Here is a 21,269-nt window from a genome sequence, read left to right on the forward strand (position 1 = left end):
CGTAGGACATCCGACGGAGGGCGGACGCCGGTCCTCGCTAGGCTGCGCGAATGAGAACGGTCGCGATCATCCCGGCCCGGGGCGGCTCCCAAGGCGTCCCCGGCAAGAATCTCCGCCCGATCGGTGGCATTCCGCTGGTCGCCCGCGCGGTGCGGGCCTGCCGGGCCGCCAAACGGATCGATGCGATCTTCGTGACCACCGATGATGCGGCGATCGCCGCCGCCGCACGGGCCGCCGGCGCGGAGATCATCGACCGTCCGGCGGAGTTGGCGGGGCATACCGCGTCGAGCGAGTCGGCGCTGCTCCACGGGCTGGACGACCTGGCCGGCCGTGGGATCGGGGCGGACATCCTGGTGTTCGTGCAGTGCACCTCGCCGTTCATCCGACCGCAGGATCTCGATGCCGGGGTCGCCCTGGTCGAGTCGGGAGCCGCGGACTCGACGTTCTCCGGCATCGAGACCTATGAGTTCCTCTGGCGGGACGCTGATCCGGACAGCACCGCCGGGTCTGGGGCGATGGTCGGTCAGAACCACTCCGCAGACCATCGGCCGCGGCGGCAGGACCGGCGCCCTGACTATCGGGAGACCGGCGCGTTCTATGTGATGACCGTGGCGGGGTTCCGTGCGGCGAAGCACCGGTTCTTCGGCACGACCCGGGTTGTGCCGGTCTCCGAACTGGCCTCGTTGGAGATCGACACCGCCGAGGAGCTCGCGCTGGCCGATGCCTTCGCCGGTGTGCTCGACAGGCCCTCAGCCGGCCAGACCGACGGGGAGGCCATTGACGTCGATGCGGTCATCACCGATTTCGACGGGGTGCACACCGCGGACACCGCCTATGTGGATGAGCACGGGCGGGAGGTCGTGCGGGTCTCCCGCAGCGACGGCATGGGCGTCTCGATGCTGCGCAAGGCCGGCATCCCGTTCCTCATCTGCTCCCGGGAGACCAACCCCGTGGTCACCGTCCGGGCGGCCAAATTGGGCGTCAGCGTCGTGCAGGCACTCACCGACAAGCGGACGGCGATCCTCGAATGGCTCGCCGAAACCGGTGTGGAGCCCGCGCGGACCGCGTACGTCGGCAATGACATCAACGACCTCGGCCCCATGTCCGTGGTCGGCTGGCCGATCGCGGTCGCCGACGCGCACCCCGATGTGCTGCGCGCAGCCCGGGTGATCCTGGCACGGCGGGGCGGGGAGGGGGCGGTCCGGGAAGTCTGCGATCGGGTCGCTGCCACGCATGCCGGTGCGCGCGCCGTCGCCGATGGGATCAGCCGCTCGGAGGCCTGAGCCGCTGCAATCCCCGCCACACCCAGGCCGGCGGCAACACCCGCAGCTGGCGCCGCGCCCGGGTCGACCACGGGTCCCGGGCCGCAGCCGTGGCGACCGCGACCCGACCCGCACCGCCGCGACGCGCCGCCACGGCCTGTTCGAGTGCCGCGATCCAGTCGTCATCGGCGGCCGGGTGGAAATAGTTGTCGTGCAACCAGGCCGGGCGTGGGCGGCTGAACTCGCCGGCAGCGAGCCGATCGAGGCCCCCGAGCAGCCCCGAGTCGAGAAACACGGTGTTGATGAGCTCATCGGTCACGCCGAACTCGTCCAGCACCAGGGACGGCACACCCGCCGCGATCGCCTCGAGCGCCGCCGTGGAGGAAACGGTGACGAATCCTGCCGCATCGCGCAGGGCAGCGGCCATGGAGCCTGCGACGAACCCGATCGGGCGGCGCTGCTCCAACTGCGCCCAGAGATCCGCATAGGGCAAGTCCTCGTTGTGGGCCTGGCGTTCCCCCGGGAGCGCCCGAACCTTGACCACCGGGTCCAGACCGGTGGGCAGCGCCGAGAGCGCCGCGAGGATCGCGCACCGCTCCTGGGCGGTCGCCGGGACGAGGGCCTGCGCGGCGAACACCACAGCACGGCCCCCCGGATCGGCCGGGGCAACGGTGGACAGGAACGGCAGAGTGGCCAGCGCGAGCCGGGGCCCGAAACCGACCCGAGCGATGACGTCGGCGTACGCCGTGATCTCACGGTGGCTGTGCAGGATCATGACGTCGAAGTCCCGCCGGTGCCGGATCGCCGGTTCATTGGCCGGAAAACTGATGCCGGGCAAACCCGTGGCCAGCACGGGCCGGTCCGGACCCAGGACACCACCCCAGGCCAGGAGGTCGCGGATCGCCTCGATGGCCGGCCCGGTGGCCGCGACCAGCAGCACGTCGGGGGCAAGATCCCGCAGCGTGCGAGCAAGACGCACACCGGACACCCGCCCGACCGGACGCCCCGGGTGATCGCGCAGGACGGCAGCGATCTGGGCAGCGGACGGGGCGATCACGTTGTCGAGCACGAGATGGCGCACGGCCCACCGCGGGGGCGCCGCGGCGGTGAGGGCGACGGCCCATTTCAGATAGGAGTCGGAATCCGACAGCGTGAGCACACGCATGGGCTGCTCAGAAATCCCCGGCGGCCAGTCTGATGTTGCGGAGGATGGCGCTGAGTTCCCCGCACTGCTCCTGGGTGAGGGCACCGAGGCCGAACTGCGCCCGGGTGATTGCCTCCGTGGCCTCTGCCAGAACGCGCTTGCCTTTCTCCGTCAGCGAAGCCAGCACGGCCCGTCCGTCGTCGGGATGGCGCTGGCGCTCGATCAGGCCCGCGGCCGCCAATCGCTGCACCAGCGGAGTCACCGACGTGGCGTGCACCTGGAGTCGCTCACCGATCTTGCCCAACGGCAGGGCGCCCGACCGCGAGAACGACAGGAGCACCAGCACCTCATAACGCGCGAACGTGAGCCCGAACGGTTTGACCGCCTCGTCCATTTCCGTGATGACCAACTGGTGCACGCGCATCAGCGAAGTGATCGCCCGCATCCGCGGCACATCGGGATAGTCATGCGAACCCCACAGTTCGGCTCCCCGTTCGATCGGGTCGAACGGCAGGGGTGTCCTCGTCACATCGCCTCCTGGTCCCGTCGCCGGACGGGCTGGCGTGCACCCGACCGCTGGATGACGCGCTGGATGGTGAGGTCCCTCTCGTCCGGCCTTGCAACGTATCGGATGTCCCGCAGCCCCTGGTCCTGCGCTGCCGATTCGAAGACGAAATGGCCATAGCCGAAGATCTGGCCGAGGATCGGCTTGTTGACGGTGATGTCGAGAATGCGCTGCATCGGCATCGTGGCAGTTTGTTGGCTCACGATGCCGTGGACTCGGAAGACGCGCATGTTCGTGATGACGAACCGATCCATGTGCGCTCCGTGAATCGCCCACACGCAACGGAGGAACAGGAGCAGGCCTGCCAACAATGGAATCGGCCAGACGGGGCCGGCGAAGGGCATCGCCAAGAAGAGAAGCATGCACCCGACGAGACCGACAAGAGCCCAAGCGACCGCCATCGGATGCTTGCGCACCTCGTCGATGATCTCCTCGCCCTCATCGCTGATCAGGTGCTGTTCGACGCAGGGATTCAGGAAGCGTTGCACGGTCCGGACCTGCCCGGGTTCACCCGGACGCCAGGGTCGCAAAGAAGGTGAACAGCGATTCGAAAGCCCCGAAGAACCCCCGCACGGCGTTCGCGGCGTCAGCCGGGCGGGTGATCAGATAGAACAAACAGAAGGCGATCACCAGGAAAAGCACGGATTTCTGGATGAATGCCCTCACGTTGTGCCTCCGGTTGACTGCGGTGCTCGGGAAGTGCGCAGAACTCTGACTATTCCTAGCGCACGACGCGGCCGTGACCGAGCAGGCTCGCCGTTCAGAGGTTCCGCAGCAGGAGATCGGCCGCGCTGAACGGGTCGGTTCGCCCGTCCCGCACGCGCGCTGCGAGGTCGGCCGCGACGGCGCGGTCCCCGGTGAGGAAACGCCTCCGCACCTCGGCCAGGGCGAGCGCTTCGATCTCCGCCCGGAACCTGGCCAGCCGGCGTCGATCCCAGGCCCCACTGAGGCGCTGCGCTGCGCGGTGCGCCTCGATCTGGTCCGCCAGCTCGGCAATGCCCTCCCCCGCGCTGGCGACGGTGCGGACGATCGGGGGTTTCCACTCCTGCGGCCCGCGCTGCGGATCGAGGGCGATCATCCCCCGGATCTCACGCTGCAGGTTCTGCACGCCATCGCGATCTGCCTTGTTGATGACGAACACATCCCCGATCTCCAGGATGCCGGCCTTGGCGACCTGGATCCCATCACCCATCCCAGGCGCGAGCAGCACGAGCGTGGTGTCGGCGGTGGAGGCGATCTCCACTTCGGACTGCCCTACCCCGACGGTCTCGACGAGGACCACATCGAACCGGGCGGTGTCGAACACGCGCAGCGCCTGCGGAGCGGCAGTGGACAGCCCGCCGAGGTGGCCTCGCGAGGCCATCGACCGGATATAGACACCTGTGTCCAAGGAATGATTCTGCATGCGCACGCGATCACCGAGAACCGCTCCCCCCGTGAAGGGCGACGACGGGTCGACCGCGAGCACGCCGATCCGCACCCCCCGTCGACGGAAAGCCGCGATCAGGGCCGCAACTGTCGTCGACTTCCCCACCCCCGGCGAGCCGGTCAGCCCGACCACGTGGGCATGGCCGGTGTGCGGCGCCATCAGACTCATCGCTTCGCGCAGCCGCGGCGAATTGTTCTCCACCAGGCTGATCAGACGGGCGATCGCACGGACCCGCCCGGCGCGCGCGTTGGCCACCAGCTGCTGCAGGTCGGCGCCGGGCGCCGGGTCGGTCGTCATGTCCATCTCCGCCTCCCGGGGATCCGCACATCGTTGCTCTCTCACCCTAACGACCACGGCTCCCGGAAGCGCCGATCTGCCCCCGGGACCGGCTGAGCTGTGCAACTCTGGGGACATGGAAACCCCCGCAGCAGTCCCGGACCATCTCTTCGTTTGCGTCGACCACGTCGGCCTGGCGGTCCCCGACCTCGACGAGGCAATCCGCTTCCACACCGAGGTGCTTGGATGGCGCGTTTTGCACCGCGAGACCAATGAGGAGCAGGGCGTCGAGGAAGCGATGCTCGGCACTGGCGCCCAGGGCGCCGAGAACGCACAGATCCAGTTGCTCGCGCCCCTGCGGCCCGAGTCCGCGATCGGCAAATTCCTCGACCGCAGCGGCCCCGGGCTGCAGCAACTGGCCTATCGGGTCACCGACATCGACGCGGTGTGCACCGTGCTCAGAGAGCGCGGCGTCCGGCTGCTCTATGACGAGCCCCGCCGCGGCACCGCCGGGTCGCGAATCAACTTCGTGCACCCCAAGGACGCCAAGGGCGTCCTGCTGGAACTGGTGGAGCAGGGCGCGGGCCACTAGGCGTGGGAATGTCGCAGACGCGACCGTGGCCTTCCCGTGTTCGACCCAACCGGGCCGGTAATGTTGCGGCCGGTGTCCACCTCGTGAGGGAGAACAATGGTGACCGACGATTCGGGTCTGAGTCTGTTCGATGAAACGGCCAGCGCGGCCGGCAATTTCCCTAGCGCTCTGCGCGGTTATGACCGGCAGGCGGTGGATGAATATGTCCTCAGCCTCGAGGGGCAGCGGGCACGGCTGCGCGAGCAGGTCGCGCGGCTCCAGCAGGAACTGCACGAGGCGGTCAACCGCCCGGAACGTCGTCCGGAAGAGAACGATTTCACCCATCTGGGCGGCTACACGACCGAAATGCTGGGCGCCGCGCGCGCCCAGGCACGGGAAATCACCGACCGGGCATCCGCGGACGCCGAGCAGGTCATGGAAGAGGCCCGCCGCCAGGCGAACTACATCCGCGAACAGGCCGAGCGCGACGGTGAGGACGTCCGCACCACGGCGATGGGCGAGTTGCGCGAGCTCCGGGCCAACCTCGAGCGTCAGGTGGGCGAGCAGGTTGCCCTGGCCCGCGAGGAAGGCGACCGGCTCGTCGTCGGGGCCAAGCAGCACGCGGAGTCGCTCACCACGCAGGCACAGCGCAAGGCCCAGGCGATGCTCGAAGCAGCCCGCCTCGAAGCCGCTTCGGTGCGCCAGTCCGCGGAGCGCGAGGCAGCCACGCTGCGCGCGAATTCGGCAACCGAACGGGAACAGCTCCTCGCGAAGCTGACCGCGGAGCACGAGGAGTCGGCTTCCGCCAGCGAGAAGCTGCTCGCGGACGCGACCCTCAACCATGAGGAGGCCCAGAAGCTGCTCGCAGCAGAGATGGACAACGCGACCAAGCTCCGTCACGAGTCGCTCACCGAAGCCGAGCGGGTCAAGGTCCACGCGTCGCGCGAGGCAGATGCCCTCGTCACGAATGCCCGCAAGGAAGCGGCTCAGATCCTGCAGAAGGCGGAACAGCAGGCAGCCTTCCGTGGCCAGGAGATGACCAGGGAGAACGAACGGCTGGCCCGTCGCAAGCAGGCGATCTTGGCGCAGCTCAACAGCCTCAGCGCCTTGGCCAGCCAGACCGCCGCGGACTTCCCCGACACGATCCCGCTCGAGCAGCGGATGGAACTGGCCGCCCAGGAGGGCACCGCGGTCGAGGGACCTGCCACGCAGGAGGCCACGATGATCCGACCGGCGCCGAAGCCCGCCCAGCTCGAGAAGGGCACGGGGGGCAAGGCACGGCAGGATTCGTCGCCCACCGAGCCGGCGGCCGATGGCACCGACCCGGACATCACCACCGCGCGCACCACTGACCAGAAACCAGCTGACCAGAAGCAGGCCGACCAGAAGCAGCAGGCCGACCAGCCCCAGGGGTCAACCAAGTCGCGATGAGCGAGAGCTCGCAGTCCGCTTCCGCGGACGGCCCGGCCAACGCACCTGCGGAGGCCGGGCCGTCGACAGCGGGCCTCAGGTCGACAGCGGACCGCAACCTGCCGCCGGAGCGGGCCGACACCGGCCCACCGGCACCGAGGGGACCGGCCGGGCGCGCCGGCCGCTCCCGTCGAGGACGCATTGCCCACGCGTTGAAGCGCGCCGTCGTGACAAGTCGTCGCAGCGAAGACATTCGCCATTCGGCGCCGCCGGCCCCCACGACGCCGGTTGTGCCGGACCCGCCACCGGACCCACGATTCGCGATTGCCCGGATGTCGCCCTTTGCGATCGGGTTCTTCGGCGCCCTCGGCGCTCTGGTGGCGATCACGCTGGTGACGATCCTGGGCCAGATCCAATCGATTCTCGTGCTCGTGGTGTTGTCGCTGTTCATCTCGCTGGGCCTGAACCCGGCGGTTGAAACCCTCAATCGGCGGGGCCTTCGCCGGGGCTTCAGCGTCGGTCTGGTCGCGATCGCGGCGCTGGCCGTTGTGGTGCTGGCGGGCTGGGCGGTCGTCCCGGTGTTCACCGTCCAGATCACCCAACTGTTCACCTCAGCGCCTGATCTGCTGGTCGAGTTGCGCAACAACCCGCAGATCGCCGAGTTGGATCGTCAATACGGAATCATTCAACGAGCAACCGAGTTCTTCACGAGCCAAGGACTGCTGAACAGCGTTTTCGGCGGCCTGCTCGGAGCAGGCCGTCTCCTCGCCAATGCGGTGTTCTCCCTCATCGTGACCGCGGTGCTGACGCTGTATTTTCTGGCCTCCCTGCCCGCCATCAAAGAAACGATCTATCGCCTCGCGCCCGCAAGCCGTCGAGCGCGGGTGCGCTACCTGGCGGACGAGATGTTCCGCCGGATCGGCGGCTATCTCAGCGGCATGTTCCTGGTGGTGACGACCTCGGGCACCTGCAGCTTCATCTTCATGATGGTGATCGGACTCGCCAACTATGCCCTCGCGCTCGCGGTGATGGTGGCGCTGTTCGCGTTCATCCCGCTGGTCGGGTCGAACCTGTCGATGATCCTGGTGTCGCTGGTGGCGCTCACGACCATCGGTCCGTGGGCCGCCGTCGCCACGATCGTCTATTTCCTCATCTATCAGCAGTTCGAGGCCTATGTGATCCAACCGCGGGTCATGAAGCGGCAGGTCGACGTGCCCGGTGTGCTCGTGATCGTCGCGGCTCTCGCCGGCGGCACGCTCCTGGGCATCGTGGGCGCGCTCATGGCGATCCCGACCGCGGCTGCCCTGCTCCTGCTCTATCGCGAGGTGCTGCTGCCCCGGCTCGACCGGACCTGATCCGGGCCGAGAATCAGAACAGGCGGTCCTCGGCGTTGTCCATCCCGCGCAGGGCGTCGTAGTCGACGGTCACACACGCAATACCCCGATCAGCCGCCAAGACCTTTGCCTGTGGCTTGATCAACTGGGCCGCGAACACCCCCTGCACGTCGCCGAGGAGGGGGTCCCGCCGCAACAGGTCGAGATAGCGGGTCAGCTGTTCGACGCCGTCGATCTCGCCGCGGCGTTTGATCTCGACCGCCACATAAGCTCCGCCCGCCGTGCGGCACATGAGGTCGACGGGGCCGATCGCGGTCGGATATTCCCGACGGACCAAGGTGAGCCCGTCACCCAGGGTCTCGGGATGTTCAGCCAGGAGGGCTTGGAGGTGGGCTTCCACCCCGTCCTTCTGCAGCCCCGGGTCGACTCCCAGTTCGTGGCTGGTGTCGTGGAGCACCTCGAACACCGAGATCTGCAAGGTGGCGCCGTCCTTGCCCTTGACCTCCCAGACCTCGCGGACCTCGTGGTCCAGGTCGGCGGTCACCGCGGCTTCGTCCGCTTCCGGTGCACGCACGGTCAGCGTGCAGGGCGGCGTCATCCAATTCAGCGGCTTGTACGCCCCACCATCCGCGTGAATCGACACCGAGCCGTCGGCCTTCACCAGGATCAGCCGTCGAGCGGGGGGCAGATGCGCCGTCAGGGCACCTGCGAAATCGACCTGGCAGCGGGCAATCACCAATCGCACGCAGGCCAACCTAACCCATGGCGGGTAGTCAATTGGTGCTCTGGCGACGGTCCCCCTGGAAGGGCACGCTCCCGGTGCTCCGCAGCAACGCGGCCTCGCGACGCAGGCACTTGGTCAGCAGGTCGAGCCGTTCCGCTCTCGCCGCGGCGAGCACCCGGAGACGTTCGGTCTGAGTGAAGGGGCCGCCCGCCGCAAGCCACCAGATGAGTTCGTCAGGGTCGGCCGGGACTGTGCCGAGTTCGAGTCCGGCGGCGTCCGCGTACGCCAAGAGCGCGGCGCGCAGTGCTCCGACGGGACCGGCGTCCGAGTCGACGGCCGAATCATCGGGCAGCGGACGGACCCGCGCCATCAGATAGGGCGTGGCACGGTCGACGATCTCAATGCGGTCGAAGCGCCACGTGCCAGTCGCCCGCAGCAGCACGCGCGAGCCGGCCTCGCGAATCTCGTCGATCCGCACGGCGCAGCCGGTGGGGACGATGCCATGCAGATTCTCCTGACCCACCTCGTGCCCGCTGCTGATCGCAACCACCCCGAACTCACGAGGTTCGGTGCCGGTGAGGTCCTCCAGCAGCCGCAGATAGCGTGGCTCGAAGATGCGGAGTTCAAGCGGCATCCCGGGGAACTGCACCATCCCGAGAGGGAACAACGGCACCTCGCGATGCCGGATCGTCGGGGTCATGATTCGCCCTCCCCGAGGTCGGTGCCCCGGAGCGCGGCAGTTCGGCCCGGGGCGATGTTGCTGCCGTGGTCCCCGATCGCGTAGTGGTGGTAGTTCAGCGCTGCCGCCACCGCGAGCCGGTTGGTCTCGAACGACACGCCCAGCTCGTCGATGGCCCGGGCCACGCGGTATTTCACCGTGTTTCGGTGGACGAACAGGCGCGTGGCCGCTGCGGACGCGTTCTCCCCCACCTCCAGGTACACCCGCAACGTCTCCCGCAACCTCGCCCGGTCGTCGCATTCGGTGCCGAGTTCGCCCAGCACGCTGAGCACCCACGGCTGACTCTCCCCCGCATGCCGGCTCAGCAGCGAGGTGACGGCGACATCCCGATAGCGCACCGCCGGTTCGCCGATCGAGCCCGGGAGTTGTGCGACATCATGGGCGGCCACCGCCTGGTAGTGAGTGCTGCGGAAGCCGACCAAGCCGTGCGCCGGCTCGCCGAAGCTCACCCGCAGTTCGGCGGTGGTCCACAGGGCACGGCTGATCTGGGTCGTCGCCTGGCGCACCGGACCGCCGAGCGATACCCAGGCGTGCACCGATACGAGGTCCCGTGGTGACACCACCACGTCGTCGACCGGTCCCAACTGCCTCAGCGCCCGGACGATCCGCACCAACCGGTTGCCGCGGACGGTGCCGTGCTGGCTCCACACCACCAAGCCGAGATGCCGGGCGTCGAGGACGTAGTGCAGCAGCGCCTCGATCTGATCGACATCCTCGGCGACCTCCAGGGCGAAGGCGACATCCTCGGGCGCGATCCCACCGACCTTCGCCCGGGTCCGCTCCTGGGCCATCATGTGCTGCTCCCCGACGGCGTCGTCGAGCACTGAGAAGCACGAAAGCTGCCAGGTCACCATCGGCACGACGAGGTCGAGGGAGGCCGGCTCGGGCAATGCCAGCTCCAACTCCGCCAACATCCTGTTGAGCAGCCAGCGTTGTGCAATCTGCCCAACCAATACCGTCCGATAGGCCGGGAGCCCGCGCTCGCCCATGCGTCGCGCGAAAGCCAGGGTCGGCGACGTGGGCGGAGGCGGCGGGCAGGGTTTCAGGTCGATCAGACCGCCCACCGTGACCTGAATGACGTGGCGGGTCATCTCGTCCAAAGTGCGCTGCAGACCCGGATCGATCTTGCGGAACTCAGGCATCCTCGCCTTGATCGCGGAAGTCAACTCCTGGGCCAAGGTGGTGTGTCTGGCGAGCATTCGTTTCGCGACCGTGGTCCGGACGGACCGCCAACGATCAGCCGACATGCCTGCACGCGGGCGCACAGAGGCCGGGGCGCCAACTCCATTGCTGGTCCATGGTGACAGCAAAATGCAGCGGGTGCGAGGAGCGCAACCAGCTGTGCTGCCAGACGGAACAAACCCGGGTCGATGGCCGTGACTGTGTGCACTTTGAACAACCGCTCGCGGCCCGGCGCACGTCCCCGACAAGGGCCTAGCCGAGGGCTGGGGTGGCACTTATCGTGGTTCTCAGGTGAGCGGGGGCGCAGCCCCGCCGCAGTCCGGATCACAGTCGATCCAGAGGAGACTCGATGAGCAACATCCGCACACACACGATTGAGCCCAGGCGGGCCGCCTACGCAGAGCTGGAGCGCCGATTCGGCGAAAAGGCTGGCTCCCGTTATCAGGAAGCCGTCTATCGGGCCCAGCCGGAGGAGAACTTCCACTACCGGCCCATGTGGGACCCGTCCCGCGAGCTCTATGACCCCGACTACAGCGTTCTGAAGCTGACGGACCCGTACTTGTACACCGATCCGCGTCAGTTCTACTACGCCAGCTTCGTGGCCAAGCGGGCCGAGGACTACGAGAACTTCGCCAAGAACCTCAAGTTCATCGAGGAGCGCAACCTGGTCGAGCGGCTCGCGGAGCACTGGAAGACTGTGATCCAGAGCCTCTATCTCCCCATGCGTCACTGGGAGGGCGCGGCCCAGTTGATCCTCATCAACGGCGGTCGCTTCGCCTGGGGCCACAGCATCTCGCAGGTCCTGTCGCTGTCGTCGTTCGACCGTCTCGGCAACGCACAGGCCCACTCGATGATCGGTCTGACCGTGGCCGGCGGCACCACCGAGGCGCTCGATGTCGCCAAGGAGCACTGGATGGACAGCGAGGCCCTCCAGCCGCTGCGGAAGTACACCGAGGAAGCCCTCATCGAGAAGGACTGGGGCGTCGGCTTGATCGCGGTCGACCTCATCGATGCCCAGTTGTTCCCGCTCATGCACGCCTATGTCGAGGACATGGCGCTGGCCGAGGGCGCGACGGTCATGTCGTTGCTCAACGAGCACTTCACGACTTGGTACGCCGATCAGCAGAAGTGGCTCAACCCGCTGCTGAAGGCATGGGTCAACGACGAGAACCACGGCGAGCAGAACGCCCAGGCGCTCAAGGACATGGTCGAGACCCGTCTCGGACAGGCCACGGCCGCGGTTCAGGCCATCGCCGAACAGTTCGACGCCACGCTCCCGCAGAAGGGCGCCGTCGACTTCCTGACGCAGAACACCGAAGCCCTCAAGAAGCGCTACTCCGACCTGGGCATCCCCCTCTGACGAGGCCGGACCCTTCACCACATCGTCCGACCACACCTGAGGAGAATCACATGACCGAAGCCAAGGCCCGTCGCCCTCGCGTCGCCAGCATCGACATCCAGGACACCGAGACCAACCGACCCATCGTTGAAGCCATCGTCGAGGACAATCCCGACGCCGAGCTGCTCTATCAGCCCGGAATGGTGAAGATCCGCAACGACGGCGGTCTTCGCATCAACAAGGAGACGGTTGAGAAGCACCTGGGCGAGGAGTGGGAGACCTCCGAGATCCAGCTCTCGATCATCTCGATGTCCGGCAACCTCGACATCGAAGACGACTACATCGAAATCGCTTGGCGCCGCTGACGTTGTTCCCGGCTCTCTGAGCCCACCGCGGAGACATCCGCAGGCCCGCCCGACGAAGGCGGCCGAACCCCGAACGAATATCACAGGAGATATTGAGAATGGCCAAGAAAGCTTCAATGCGTGAGCGTTACGCCACGATGACCCGTGGGCTCGACTGGGAGCCCAGCTATGTGACCGAAGAGCAGATGTACCCGTACACCCAGTTCGAGGGCATCAAGATCCACGACTGGGATGCCTGGGAGGATCCCTTCCGGCTGACCGTCGAGGCGTACCACAAGTATCAGTCCGAGAAGGACAAGCGCCTCTACGCCGTCATCGACAGCTTCGCCCAGGGCCAGGGCCATCTGCAGGCGTCCGACGCGCGCTACTTCAACGCAGTCCGCATGTTCCTCCAGGGCGTGACCCCGCTCGAATACCAGGCGTACCGCAACTTCGGCTATCTGGCCCGCCACCTCAACGGTGCCGGCGCCCGCATCGCCTGCCTGTACCAGAGCATCGACGAACTGCGCCACAACCAGACGCAGACTCACGCGGTGTCGCAGTACAACAAGTACTACGACCACCTCCAGGATCCGAACGTCATGCACGACCGGGTTTGGTATCTGTCGGTGCCGAAGTCGTTCTTCGACGACGGCCTGTCGGCCGGCCCGTTCGAGTTCATGCTCGCGATCTCGTTCAGCTTCGAGTACTTCCTGACCAACCTGCTGTTCGTGCCCTTCATGTCGGGTGCGAGCTTCAACGGCGACCTGAGCACCATGACGTTCGGCTTCTCGGCCCAGTCCGACGAGTCGCGCCACATGACGCTCGGTCTCGAGGTCATCAAGTTCATCCTCGAGCAGGACGAGGACAACGTCCCGATCATCCAGGACTGGGTCGACAAGTGGTTCTGGCGTGGCTATCGCCTGCTGAGCATCGTGGCCCTGATGCAGGACTACTTCCTGCCGAAGAAGGCCATGTCCTGGAAGGAATCCTTCGAGCTCTATCTCGAGCAGCAGATGCTCGAAGGCCTGTTCCCCGACCTGGAGTACTACGGCATCCGGCCGCCGCGCCATGTCGACCAGGCGATCACCGAGAAGAACTACATGCCCCACCAGGCATTCTGGATCTTCTACAACTACGCCCACGCCGGTGCGTACAACACCACCATCCCCTTCGCGGACGAGATGGAATGGTTCTCGGAGCAGTACGGTGAGCACTTCGACGACTTCTATCGCCCGGCCTACGAGAAGGCGCGCGAGATGCAGGCCGACGGCAACCGCTTCTTCAACGGCGGTCTGCCCATGCTCTGCCAGGTCTGCCAGATCCCGATGGGCTTCACCGAGCCCGGCAACCCGGTGGCGCACGCCCAGCGTGTGAGCCACTACGAGGGCGAGCGCTACAACACCTGCTCCGATGGCTGCAAGTGGATCTTCGATCGCGAGCCGTGGAAGTACCGCCAGGCCTGGCTGCCGGTGCACCAGATCTATCAGGGCAACTGCGGTGGCAACACCATCCCCGAGGTTCTGGACTGGTACGGCATCAACACCAGCGAGAACGGCGAGTACCTGGACACCACCGACGCCAAGAACTGGGCCAAGTGGCACGAGCCCGCCAACGTTTCCTGATTCGTGCCTCCCCGTCCGGCGGGCCTGCGTGCGCAGCGCAGGCACGCCTCGGGGTGGCTCTCCAGCGTCACCCCGAACCATCCCTTCCGAGCGCCACGCCGGCGCCCGGGCACTGAACTAGTCACGATGCTGTGATTCTTGGAGTGAAAATGATCATCGATCCCGAGATTGCCAAAGCCCCCTCTGAAATGGTCCCGCCGCCGACCGAATTCGGCGAGTACAACTTCCCGTCCCGCGACCACATCTCCCTGTACGGAGACGACCAGCTCGTCAACGTCTGGTGGCGCGGCACCGTGTTCAACGTCTGCCCCTCGTGCTTCCGGGTCCCCCGCAACATGAAGTGGTCGGACTTCGTGGCCAACGTGGTGACCCCGTGGGCGTCCAAGGACCCCGACTATGACGCGTCCCGCGTCACGAAGTGGCAGATGGACGACACTGCCATCGAGCCCAAGGACGACGACACCCTCGAGAGCATCGGCGTCGAGCACAAGGGTCTCGTCAGCTTCGAGATCGCCTGACACCCACCCGACGCACCGGGCACTGGCCGGCCACCGCTGGGCGCGCGGCCGGCCAGTGCCGTGTTCGACACATCACGCAAGAAAGAGACTTGGATGACAACCCACACCATCCGCATCGAATCGCTCGACGCCGAGGTCGAGTGCCGGGAAGACCAGAACATCCTCGACGCGTGCCTCCGCAACGGCGTGTGGCTCCCCCACGCCTGCACCCACGGCACGTGCGGCACCTGCAAGGTCGAGATCCTCGACGGGGATGTCAACCATCAGGACGCCTCCGAATTCGCCCTCATGGAATATGAGCGCAACGAGGGCAAGACCCTCGTCTGTGTCGCCACCCCAGAGTCCGACGTCACGATCGAGGCGGACGTCGAGGCCGAGGAGGGTGTGACCATGCACCCCGTCCGGGACTACAAGGGCGTCGTCAGCGCGCTCGAGGACTGTGCCCGGGAGACCCGCCGGATCACCATCGACCTGGACACCCCGATCGAGTTCAATGCAGGGCAGTACGTCCAGGTCACCCTGCCGAACACCGACGGCGAGTTCCGCAGCTGGTCGATGGCCAACTCGCCCAAGGACGGCAACCAGATCGAGCTCGCCGTTCGGCGCACCCCCGGCGGCAAGGGCACCGACGGCTGGATCTTCAAGGACCTGAAGGTTGGCGACGAGGTCAAGATCGCCGGGCCCTATGGACGCTTCTTCGTGCGAACCGCCAAGGAGAAGCCGATCATCATGATCGGCGGCGGCACCGGCCTGTCCCCGCTCAAGTCGATGGTCAAGCACGTCATCGAGGAAGAGACCGGCCAGGTCATGCACCTCTATCACGGTGTGCGCGGAGCCGAGGACCTGTACGACGTCGAGTACTTCCGTCAGTTGCAGGAGGAGCACGAGGACCAGTTCTTCTATCACCCCTGCCTGTCCGAGGAAGAGGGCGTCGAGAACACCTCCTTCGGCCTGGTGACCGATGTCATCGACGAGGACTTCAAGACCCTCCGCGGCATGGTGGCGTACATCTGCGGTCCGCCGCCCATGGTCGAGGCGTCGCTCAAGATGCTCATGAAGAAGCGCCTGTTCCCGCGTGACACCTATCGCGAGGACTTCTTCGACTCTTCCGACAAGGAGACCGGCGGCACCCGGTCGCCGCTGATGAGGACCAACTGATGAGTGAACATGCTCATGACTATCCGCCCACGGCACGGGACAGCCCCCATGACGTGGTGCTGACTCCGTTCATGGTCCGTGTGCGGGAGGCAACGACCGGTGGGGATGCCACCTCCACCCTCGTCTTCAAACGGTCCAGACCCGAGCAGATCGCCGTGGCGACCTGGGAGTGGTTCGGCCTGCGTACGCGTGCCGAGCACGTGATCTCCGAGGCCAATTCCATGCTCGACCCAGCAGGCGACCACATCACGCTCGAGGACGAGTACGGCACCGGCCACTTGAGCTTCACGCTGCGGTGGCGCGATCGATCGGTGCGGGTATCGATCGACCAGGAAGACAGGCACACTGGTCTGATCGTCGCGGAATCGCCCGAGTTCGATCAGATGGGAGGGGAGGTGCTCCCGGAGAACGAGGCGTTCATGGAAGAACTTGCCATCTCGCTCATCGGGATCGACCGCCCGGAGATTCAGCTCAATGAGGAGAAGAAGCATGAGTGAAACCACCTTGGTCACCTTCCACTGGAAGGGTGACAGCGCCGAACTACAGGAGCGCTACAACCAAGTGCTCAGTCACGTGGTCGACGTCTCCCCGGCCAGGCCGCTGGTGCATTTGGCGGCACCGGTCGCCGACGGCTTCAAGGTGTTCGATGTGTGGACCAACGAGGACATCGCTCGCAAGATGGTCGAGAACCCTGCGTTCAACCTGAAACTGCAGGACTTCGGCCTCGGCGAGGTCGACATCGAGTTCACCAAGGTGCACCGGATGGGCTGGCCCATCTCGGAGTCCCCGATGTACCGCTGATCCAAGTCGCAATCAAGGAGCCGGCCCACCCCCTGGGCCGGCTCCTGCTGCGTCCGCGCCCGGCAGCAGTCGCCCGGAGTTCAGCAGCCCTACCGATGAGTAGAAAAGGTGCATTGTAGGGGTTCGCGCCCGCCTGCGTACAATTATCAGCCGATCCGTGAACATGCCACGGCGGGATTAGCAACTAGCTAAACTCACGAAACGTGACAGAAAACAAGAAGGTAGCCGTAATCGGCCAGGGCACCATGGGTGCCGGCATCACTGAAGTCTTCGCCAAGGCCGGCTTCGAGGTTCACGCTGTCGACAACAACGAGGCAGCGCTCGAGCGGGGTCGTTCCATCATCCAGAAGTCCACCGGCCGCGCTGTGTCGAAGGGCCGGATGACCGAGGAGGAGCAGGCCGCTCTCGTCGGTCGCATCACCTATTTCACCGATCCTGCCGAGGCCGTGACCGACGTCAGTCTGGTCGTCGAGGCCGTCTTCGAGGACCTCGGCATCAAGCAGGACATCTTCAAGAAGATCGACGCGGCCGCTCCCGAGGGCGCCATCCTCGCGACCAACACCTCGTCGCTGGCCATCACCGCGATCGCCGCTGCGGTGTCCCGCCCGGAACGTGTCGTGGGCGTGCACTTCTTCAACCCGGCCCCGGTGCAGACCCTGGTCGAGGTCATCCGCACGGTCTATACCGATGATTCGGTCGTCGAGCAGCTCGTCGAGCTGCTCAAGGGCCTGCGCAAGTCGCCGGTCGTGGTCAACGACCGCGCGGGCTTCATCGTCAACGCGCTCCTCGTGCCCTACATCGGCTCCGCCATCCATCTCTATGAGAACGGCTTCGCGACCCGCGAGGAGATCGACAGCGCGATGGTCGAGGCCGCCGGCTATCCGATGGGCCCGCTGGCGCTCGCTGACATGATCGGCAACGACGTGTGCCTCGCGGTCCTCGAGAAGCTCTATGACGAGACCAAGAACCGCGTCAACGCGCCTGCGCCGATCCTGTCCCGGTTGGTGACCGCCAACATGCAGGGCCGCAAGACCGGCAAGGGCTTCTATACCTATGTCGACGGCAAGGTCTCCGAGGATCGGGGTCCGATCCGTCGTCCGCTGCAGTCGCGCAAGGCTGAGCTCCCCGACCGTCTCGTCGGTGAATACCTGAACAACTGCATCAAGATGGTCGAGGAGAACTATGCCTCCGTCGACGCCGTCAACACCGGCATGGCCGAGGGCTGCCGGATGCCGAAGCCGTTCGAGGTGCTCAAGGAGATGACCCCGAAGCGCGTCCTGGAGATCGTCGAAGGCATCTATGCCGAGACCGGCGAGCCGGGGCACCGTCCGGCCCGCCTCCTGCGTCAGCTTGCCGAGGCCGACGACCAGGCCGGCGCCCTCGACGAGTTGCAGGCTTCCACCGCGGATTTGCACGCCAGCAACCCGCGCGGCTGACCTCAGTCTCCTGCTGACCTCAGTCTCCTGCTGACCCAAGTGGCCGGCGGGACCGAGACCCAAGGCATCCTGTTCCTCAGGACGCCACACCGGTTTCGGTTCCCGTCGGCCACCTGCTTTGCTAGTGGTTAGTCCCAACAGGAGCCCGATATGCCCAGCAGCCGCCGCCGGTCGAAGCACGCCCGGCCGCATCGCCCGCTCGGTGGCCACCACCCGGTGACCCAGACGCGCAGCGATGGCGAGTGGCTGGTCCGCGGAATCCCGGAGGGCTCGTCGACGAAGGCCTATCGCTGTCCTGGCTGCCAGCAGTCCATCGCGGTGGGCGCGGCACACGTCGTAGTGTGGCCCCGCACAGCATCACTGGGTAGTCCGTCGGCGATCGATGAACGGCGTCACTGGCACCGAGGGTGCTGGGACCGCCGCCGCTAGAAGGGAAGGCACGTGACGATCACCCGCAGCGAAGGGCTCCACACCCTGCACATCGGAGACAAGGGGCCCACCATCGCGTTCTGCCATGGCGTCTTCGGACAAGCGAAGAACTGGACCACCGTGGCCAAGGCGCTCGCGAGCGGCGATGGTCCGACCTATCAGTCGATCCTGATCGACATGCCCAACCACGGCCGATCAGCCTGGACCGACACGCTTTCCTATCACCAGATGGCGGACGACCTGGCCGAGTTTCTCGAGCCCTATGCGCCCCTGTCCATCGTGGGCCACTCCATGGGCGGCAAAGCCGTGATGAACCTCGCGATCCGATATCCCCATCTCGTCGACCGGCTCGTGGTGGTCGACATGTCTCCGGTCCGCTATGAGGGCGTGCGACAGTTCAACCATCTCGTCAACGCGATGGTGACCCTCGATATCTCGGACCTCCCGGATCGCCGCACCGCTGAGGAGCGCATCGCGGCCGAGGTCCCGACGGCTTCGGTCCGCCAGTTCCTCCTGCAGAACCTGCACCGGGTCCAGCAGCGCAACGGAGCTGCCCCCAAGTGGTTCTGGCAGCCGAACCTCCAGTTGATCGCCGGCAACCTCGACATGCTGGCCGGTTGGGAGGAGCCGAACGGTTCGCCGTTCGAGGGGCCGGTGCTCTGGATCGGCGGCGACCAGGCTGACTACATCCTCCCCGAATACAACGACGCCATGCGACGCCTGTTTCCCCGCTCACGGCTCATGATGCTCAAGGGCGTCGGTCACTGGGTCCACAGCGAGGCCCCGGAGATCTTCATCCCCGCGGTGCGCCGCTTCCTCGATAGTGGTCGCGCACTCGAACGACCACAGACCCGGTCGGCCGGGGTCGTCGCGCCGAAGCCACGGACACCCGGCCTCATTGAACCGGTGTCACGTCGATGATCCGAGCCTCGTTGTTGGGACGTCCGGAACCGTCCGGGTTGCTCCCGTCCTGACCTTCCACGGCGATCCGCGCAACGACTCCCAGTGATTCTGGGTCCATTTGCCCGAAGACCGTGTAGTTCGGCGGCAACTCGGAATCCTCATAGACCAAGAAGAACTGCGATCCGTTCGTGTTCGGCCCGGCGTTGGCCATTGCCACGGTCCCCGCACGATAGGTGGTCGAGCCCTTGACCTCATCAGCGAACCGATATCCGGGGCCGCCACGGCCGGTGCCCGTCGGGTCACCGCACTGCAGGACGAAGATCCCGGAATCAACGAGCCGGTGACATTGCGTGTCGTCGAAAAAGCCTTGTTTCGCCAATGCTTCGAACGAGTGCACCGTGCACGGCGTGGCTGCCCGATCCATCGTCACCGTGACCGGGCCCTGGCTGGTATTGAGCACGTAGCCCACCGTGCCGGTCGTCTGGATGTCGTTGGTCGATGGCGGGTCCACCGCTCGGGCCGGCTCGCCGAAAGGATCGAAGCTGCACAGGCTCGCACCAGCGGTCCCTTGCTGTTCCTCCGTGGCTCCGGGCGCACCGGAGGTGGGCGTGCACGCGGCCAGCGGCAGCAGGAACAAGAGGGAGACAGCGGGCAACAATCGAGGCTTGATCACCGGCTCAGCCTAACGGGGCGGTGCCCGTAACCCGGCGACCAGAACGGCACGTCGGGTAGGTTGGCGCCATGGTCGTCCTGAGCCGCATCTATACACGCACCGGCGACGGCGGGGACACCCGATTGTCGGATATGTCCTTGGCCCGCAAGACCGATCCGCGCGTCGCCGCCTATGGTGACGTCGACGAGACCAATTCCGCGATCGGTGTCGCGCTCGCCCACCGGACCGCGATGCCGGCTGCCATCTGCGCAGCCCTGGATCGCGTACAGAACGAGTTGTTCGACGTCGGAGCTGACCTGTCCAATCCGTTGGCAGTCAATCCTGCGCACCCTCCCCTCCGCATCACGGCCGAAGCAGTGGACCGTCTCGAGGCCTGGTGCGACGAGTTCGGTGAGGACCTTCCGACCCTGCGGTCGTTCATTCTTCCGGGAGGTACGCCGGCGGGCGCGGCTCTCCATCTTGCCCGGACCATCTGCCGCAGAGCGGAGCGCTCCGCCTGGGTCGCTGTGGAAACTTATGGAACCGAACCTGCCGGGGACGAGACCGCGGGTGGGATCAACGAAGTCGCCGTGCGCTATCTCAACCGGCTGTCGGATCTGCTTTTCATCTGCGCGCGTGCCGTCAACGGGGCCGAGGGCGAGGTCCTGTGGGTTCCCGGTGGGGATCGGGATCAGGACGCTGACGAGTCGAACAGCAACGACGTCAGCGACCAATAGAGCACGACGAGGACACCGAATATCACCGGTCCGCCCCACCAGTCCGGCCGGTCGCTGAGCCAGACGATCAGCGCGAGCAGACCTGCGAGACCGGTCAATCCCAAACCGACGGTGGTGCGTGTCATGACCGGAATCGGCCAACGCTCGGCGGTGCGGCCTCGAGCCAGGCGAGGAGCGCGGTGAGGGCTTCTGTGTCCATCGAAAGCTCCCAGACGGTGCTCTCGCCTCCCCCGCTGGTCTCCAGGCGCACGATGCGCTGGCCGTTCAGCCCGTCGGGATCGTTCGTGCGTGTCTGGGCACGGATTCCACTGGCGGCGCGGCTGAGCGTGTGCGCGGGACGAAAACCGATCCCCGGGCGCGGAAACCACTCCAGATCGTCGCCCGCGCACCGAGCGAGACCAAGCTGCCAATCCGGTTCCGAGGCAGCCCCGAGATTCAACTCACAGTCGAAGATGCTTCCGTGTCGCGCCAGCAGACGCCGCCTGACCGAAGGCCAAGCCACCACGACGGCGACGCACAGCAACAGCAGGGCCACAACCGGAACCAAACTGCCCCACTCCATAGCGTGAATCTAGCGACCGGCGGGCGTGAACTCCAGTCAGCGGACAGCCGCCCATCCTGCAGCGAAGCTATGGTCCGAAAGAACGACAATCGGGGCCGGTGCACCGTGTGGTGCACCGGCCCCGATTGA

General features: G+C 66.3%; 26 protein-coding genes. 15 read left to right on the forward strand and 11 right to left on the reverse strand.

Annotated elements, in window-relative coordinates; genetic code table 11:
* Positions 1–50: 50 nt before the first annotated feature.
* Positions 51–1,283, forward strand: coding sequence for a cytidylyltransferase domain-containing protein (locus ACQ260_RS02840; protein WP_432557881.1), 1,233 nt, complete (start codon positions 51–53; stop codon positions 1,281–1,283).
* Here the strand turns inward: ACQ260_RS02840 and ACQ260_RS02845 are convergent.
* The 5 genes from ACQ260_RS02845 to meaB form a co-directional block, all read right to left on the reverse strand.
* Positions 1,264–2,427 (reverse strand): DUF6716 putative glycosyltransferase, encoded by a 1,164-nt coding sequence (locus tag ACQ260_RS02845; RefSeq protein WP_432557882.1) that lies wholly within the window; start codon positions 2,425–2,427, stop codon positions 1,264–1,266. The two genes, ACQ260_RS02840 and ACQ260_RS02845, sit on opposite strands and share 20 nt — an antisense overlap.
* A gap of 7 nt (positions 2,428–2,434) precedes the next feature.
* Entirely contained in the window at positions 2,435–2,935 is a 501-nt protein-coding gene (locus tag ACQ260_RS02850; protein WP_432557883.1) for a MarR family winged helix-turn-helix transcriptional regulator, read from the reverse strand.
* Entirely contained in the window at positions 2,932–3,459 is a 528-nt protein-coding gene (locus ACQ260_RS02855; protein ID WP_432557884.1) for a PH domain-containing protein, read from the reverse strand. The genes ACQ260_RS02850 and ACQ260_RS02855 overlap by 4 nt, the downstream gene beginning before the upstream one ends.
* A gap of 19 nt (positions 3,460–3,478) precedes the next feature.
* Complete coding sequence (locus ACQ260_RS02860; protein ID WP_432557885.1) at positions 3,479–3,637, reverse strand: hypothetical protein; 159 nt, start codon at positions 3,635–3,637, stop codon at positions 3,479–3,481.
* A 94-nt stretch (positions 3,638–3,731) separates the two neighbouring features.
* Positions 3,732–4,697, reverse strand: a complete 966-nt coding sequence (gene meaB / locus ACQ260_RS02865; RefSeq protein WP_432557886.1) for a methylmalonyl Co-A mutase-associated GTPase MeaB — start codon at positions 4,695–4,697, stop codon at positions 3,732–3,734.
* Between the two features lie 115 nt (positions 4,698–4,812).
* On the opposite strand from meaB, the gene mce reads away from it, so the two are divergent.
* The 3 genes from mce (at position 4,813) to ACQ260_RS02880 (ending at position 8,012) form a co-directional block, all read left to right on the forward strand.
* Positions 4,813–5,268: a methylmalonyl-CoA epimerase gene (gene mce / locus ACQ260_RS02870; protein ID WP_432557887.1), complete on the forward strand. Its 456-nt coding sequence runs from the start codon at positions 4,813–4,815 to the stop codon at positions 5,266–5,268.
* Between the two features lie 99 nt (positions 5,269–5,367).
* Positions 5,368–6,678, forward strand: coding sequence for a DivIVA domain-containing protein (locus tag ACQ260_RS02875; protein ID WP_432557888.1), 1,311 nt, complete (start codon positions 5,368–5,370; stop codon positions 6,676–6,678).
* A 311-nt stretch (positions 6,679–6,989) separates the two neighbouring features.
* Positions 6,990–8,012, forward strand: a complete 1,023-nt coding sequence (locus ACQ260_RS02880; RefSeq protein WP_432557889.1) for an AI-2E family transporter — start codon at positions 6,990–6,992, stop codon at positions 8,010–8,012.
* Positions 8,013–8,025: 13 nt separating this feature from the next.
* On the opposite strand, the gene nucS is transcribed toward ACQ260_RS02880, so the two are convergent.
* The 3 genes from nucS to ACQ260_RS02895 are packed head-to-tail and all read right to left on the reverse strand — an operon-like array spanning position 8,026 to position 10,701.
* Positions 8,026–8,736 (reverse strand): endonuclease NucS, encoded by a 711-nt coding sequence (gene nucS, locus ACQ260_RS02885; RefSeq protein WP_432557890.1) that lies wholly within the window; start codon positions 8,734–8,736, stop codon positions 8,026–8,028.
* Between the two features lie 28 nt (positions 8,737–8,764).
* Positions 8,765–9,415 carry an LON peptidase substrate-binding domain-containing protein gene (locus ACQ260_RS02890; protein WP_432557891.1) on the reverse strand — a complete coding sequence of 217 codons (651 nt, stop codon included), beginning with the start codon at positions 9,413–9,415 and terminating at the stop codon, positions 8,765–8,767.
* Positions 9,412–10,701 carry a PucR family transcriptional regulator gene (locus ACQ260_RS02895; RefSeq protein WP_432557892.1) on the reverse strand — a complete coding sequence of 430 codons (1,290 nt, stop codon included), beginning with the start codon at positions 10,699–10,701 and terminating at the stop codon, positions 9,412–9,414. Before ACQ260_RS02895 ends, ACQ260_RS02890 begins: the two co-directional genes overlap by 4 nt.
* 284 nt (positions 10,702–10,985) lie before the next feature.
* On the opposite strand from ACQ260_RS02895, the gene ACQ260_RS02900 reads away from it, so the two are divergent.
* From ACQ260_RS02900 to ACQ260_RS02940, 10 genes are all read left to right on the forward strand, one after another.
* Positions 10,986–11,996 (forward strand): ferritin family protein, encoded by a 1,011-nt coding sequence (locus ACQ260_RS02900; RefSeq protein ID WP_432557893.1) that lies wholly within the window; start codon positions 10,986–10,988, stop codon positions 11,994–11,996.
* 50 nt (positions 11,997–12,046) lie between these two features.
* Complete coding sequence (locus ACQ260_RS02905; protein WP_432557894.1) at positions 12,047–12,340, forward strand: MmoB/DmpM family protein; 294 nt, start codon at positions 12,047–12,049, stop codon at positions 12,338–12,340.
* Between the two features lie 116 nt (positions 12,341–12,456).
* Complete coding sequence (locus ACQ260_RS02910; protein ID WP_432557895.1) at positions 12,457–13,944, forward strand: YHS domain-containing protein; 1,488 nt, start codon at positions 12,457–12,459, stop codon at positions 13,942–13,944.
* 149 nt (positions 13,945–14,093) lie between these two features.
* Positions 14,094–14,462, forward strand: a complete 369-nt coding sequence (locus ACQ260_RS02915) for a phenol hydroxylase subunit P4 (RefSeq protein ID WP_432557896.1) — start codon at positions 14,094–14,096, stop codon at positions 14,460–14,462.
* Between the two features lie 93 nt (positions 14,463–14,555).
* On the forward strand, positions 14,556–15,620 hold the full coding sequence (locus tag ACQ260_RS02920) for an NADH:ubiquinone reductase (Na(+)-transporting) subunit F (protein WP_432557897.1): 1,065 nt from the start codon (positions 14,556–14,558) through the stop codon (positions 15,618–15,620).
* Positions 15,620–16,117: a hypothetical protein gene (locus ACQ260_RS02925; RefSeq protein ID WP_432557898.1), complete on the forward strand. Its 498-nt coding sequence runs from the start codon at positions 15,620–15,622 to the stop codon at positions 16,115–16,117. Before ACQ260_RS02920 ends, ACQ260_RS02925 begins: the two co-directional genes overlap by 1 nt.
* The gene (locus ACQ260_RS02930) at positions 16,110–16,421 is read left to right on the forward strand and encodes a hypothetical protein (protein WP_432557899.1); all 312 of its coding nucleotides are present in this window, start codon (positions 16,110–16,112) and stop codon (positions 16,419–16,421) included. Before ACQ260_RS02925 ends, ACQ260_RS02930 begins: the two co-directional genes overlap by 8 nt.
* Positions 16,422–16,624: 203 nt before the next feature.
* Complete coding sequence (locus ACQ260_RS02935; protein WP_432557900.1) at positions 16,625–17,857, forward strand: 3-hydroxyacyl-CoA dehydrogenase; 1,233 nt, start codon at positions 16,625–16,627, stop codon at positions 17,855–17,857.
* Positions 17,858–18,007: 150 nt separating this feature from the next.
* Positions 18,008–18,286 (forward strand): Rv1322 family protein, encoded by a 279-nt coding sequence (locus ACQ260_RS17315; RefSeq protein ID WP_502219702.1) that lies wholly within the window; start codon positions 18,008–18,010, stop codon positions 18,284–18,286.
* A gap of 12 nt (positions 18,287–18,298) precedes the next feature.
* Positions 18,299–19,207, forward strand: a complete 909-nt coding sequence (locus ACQ260_RS02940; RefSeq protein WP_432557901.1) for an alpha/beta fold hydrolase — start codon at positions 18,299–18,301, stop codon at positions 19,205–19,207.
* On the opposite strand, the gene ACQ260_RS02945 is transcribed toward ACQ260_RS02940, so the two are convergent.
* The gene (locus ACQ260_RS02945; protein WP_432557902.1) at positions 19,182–19,862 is read right to left on the reverse strand and encodes a peptidylprolyl isomerase; all 681 of its coding nucleotides are present in this window, start codon (positions 19,860–19,862) and stop codon (positions 19,182–19,184) included. The genes ACQ260_RS02940 and ACQ260_RS02945 overlap by 26 nt on opposite strands.
* A gap of 68 nt (positions 19,863–19,930) precedes the next feature.
* Here ACQ260_RS02945 and ACQ260_RS02950 point away from each other — a divergent pair, with 68 nt between their 5' ends.
* Positions 19,931–20,578 (forward strand): cob(I)yrinic acid a,c-diamide adenosyltransferase, encoded by a 648-nt coding sequence (locus ACQ260_RS02950; protein ID WP_432557903.1) that lies wholly within the window; start codon positions 19,931–19,933, stop codon positions 20,576–20,578.
* On the opposite strand, the gene ACQ260_RS02955 is transcribed toward ACQ260_RS02950, so the two are convergent.
* Together ACQ260_RS02955 and ACQ260_RS02960 are read right to left on the reverse strand one after the other, a co-directional pair.
* The gene (locus ACQ260_RS02955) at positions 20,533–20,703 is read right to left on the reverse strand and encodes a hypothetical protein (RefSeq protein ID WP_432557904.1); all 171 of its coding nucleotides are present in this window, start codon (positions 20,701–20,703) and stop codon (positions 20,533–20,535) included. The two genes, ACQ260_RS02950 and ACQ260_RS02955, sit on opposite strands and share 46 nt — an antisense overlap.
* Complete coding sequence (locus tag ACQ260_RS02960) at positions 20,700–21,113, reverse strand: DUF2550 family protein (protein WP_432557905.1); 414 nt, start codon at positions 21,111–21,113, stop codon at positions 20,700–20,702. Before ACQ260_RS02960 ends, ACQ260_RS02955 begins: the two co-directional genes overlap by 4 nt.
* Between the last annotated feature and the right edge of the window lie 156 nt (positions 21,114–21,269).

This window comes from Ammonicoccus luteus (assembly GCF_050880385.1).
GTDB lineage: Bacteria > Actinomycetota > Actinomycetes > Propionibacteriales > Propionibacteriaceae > Enemella.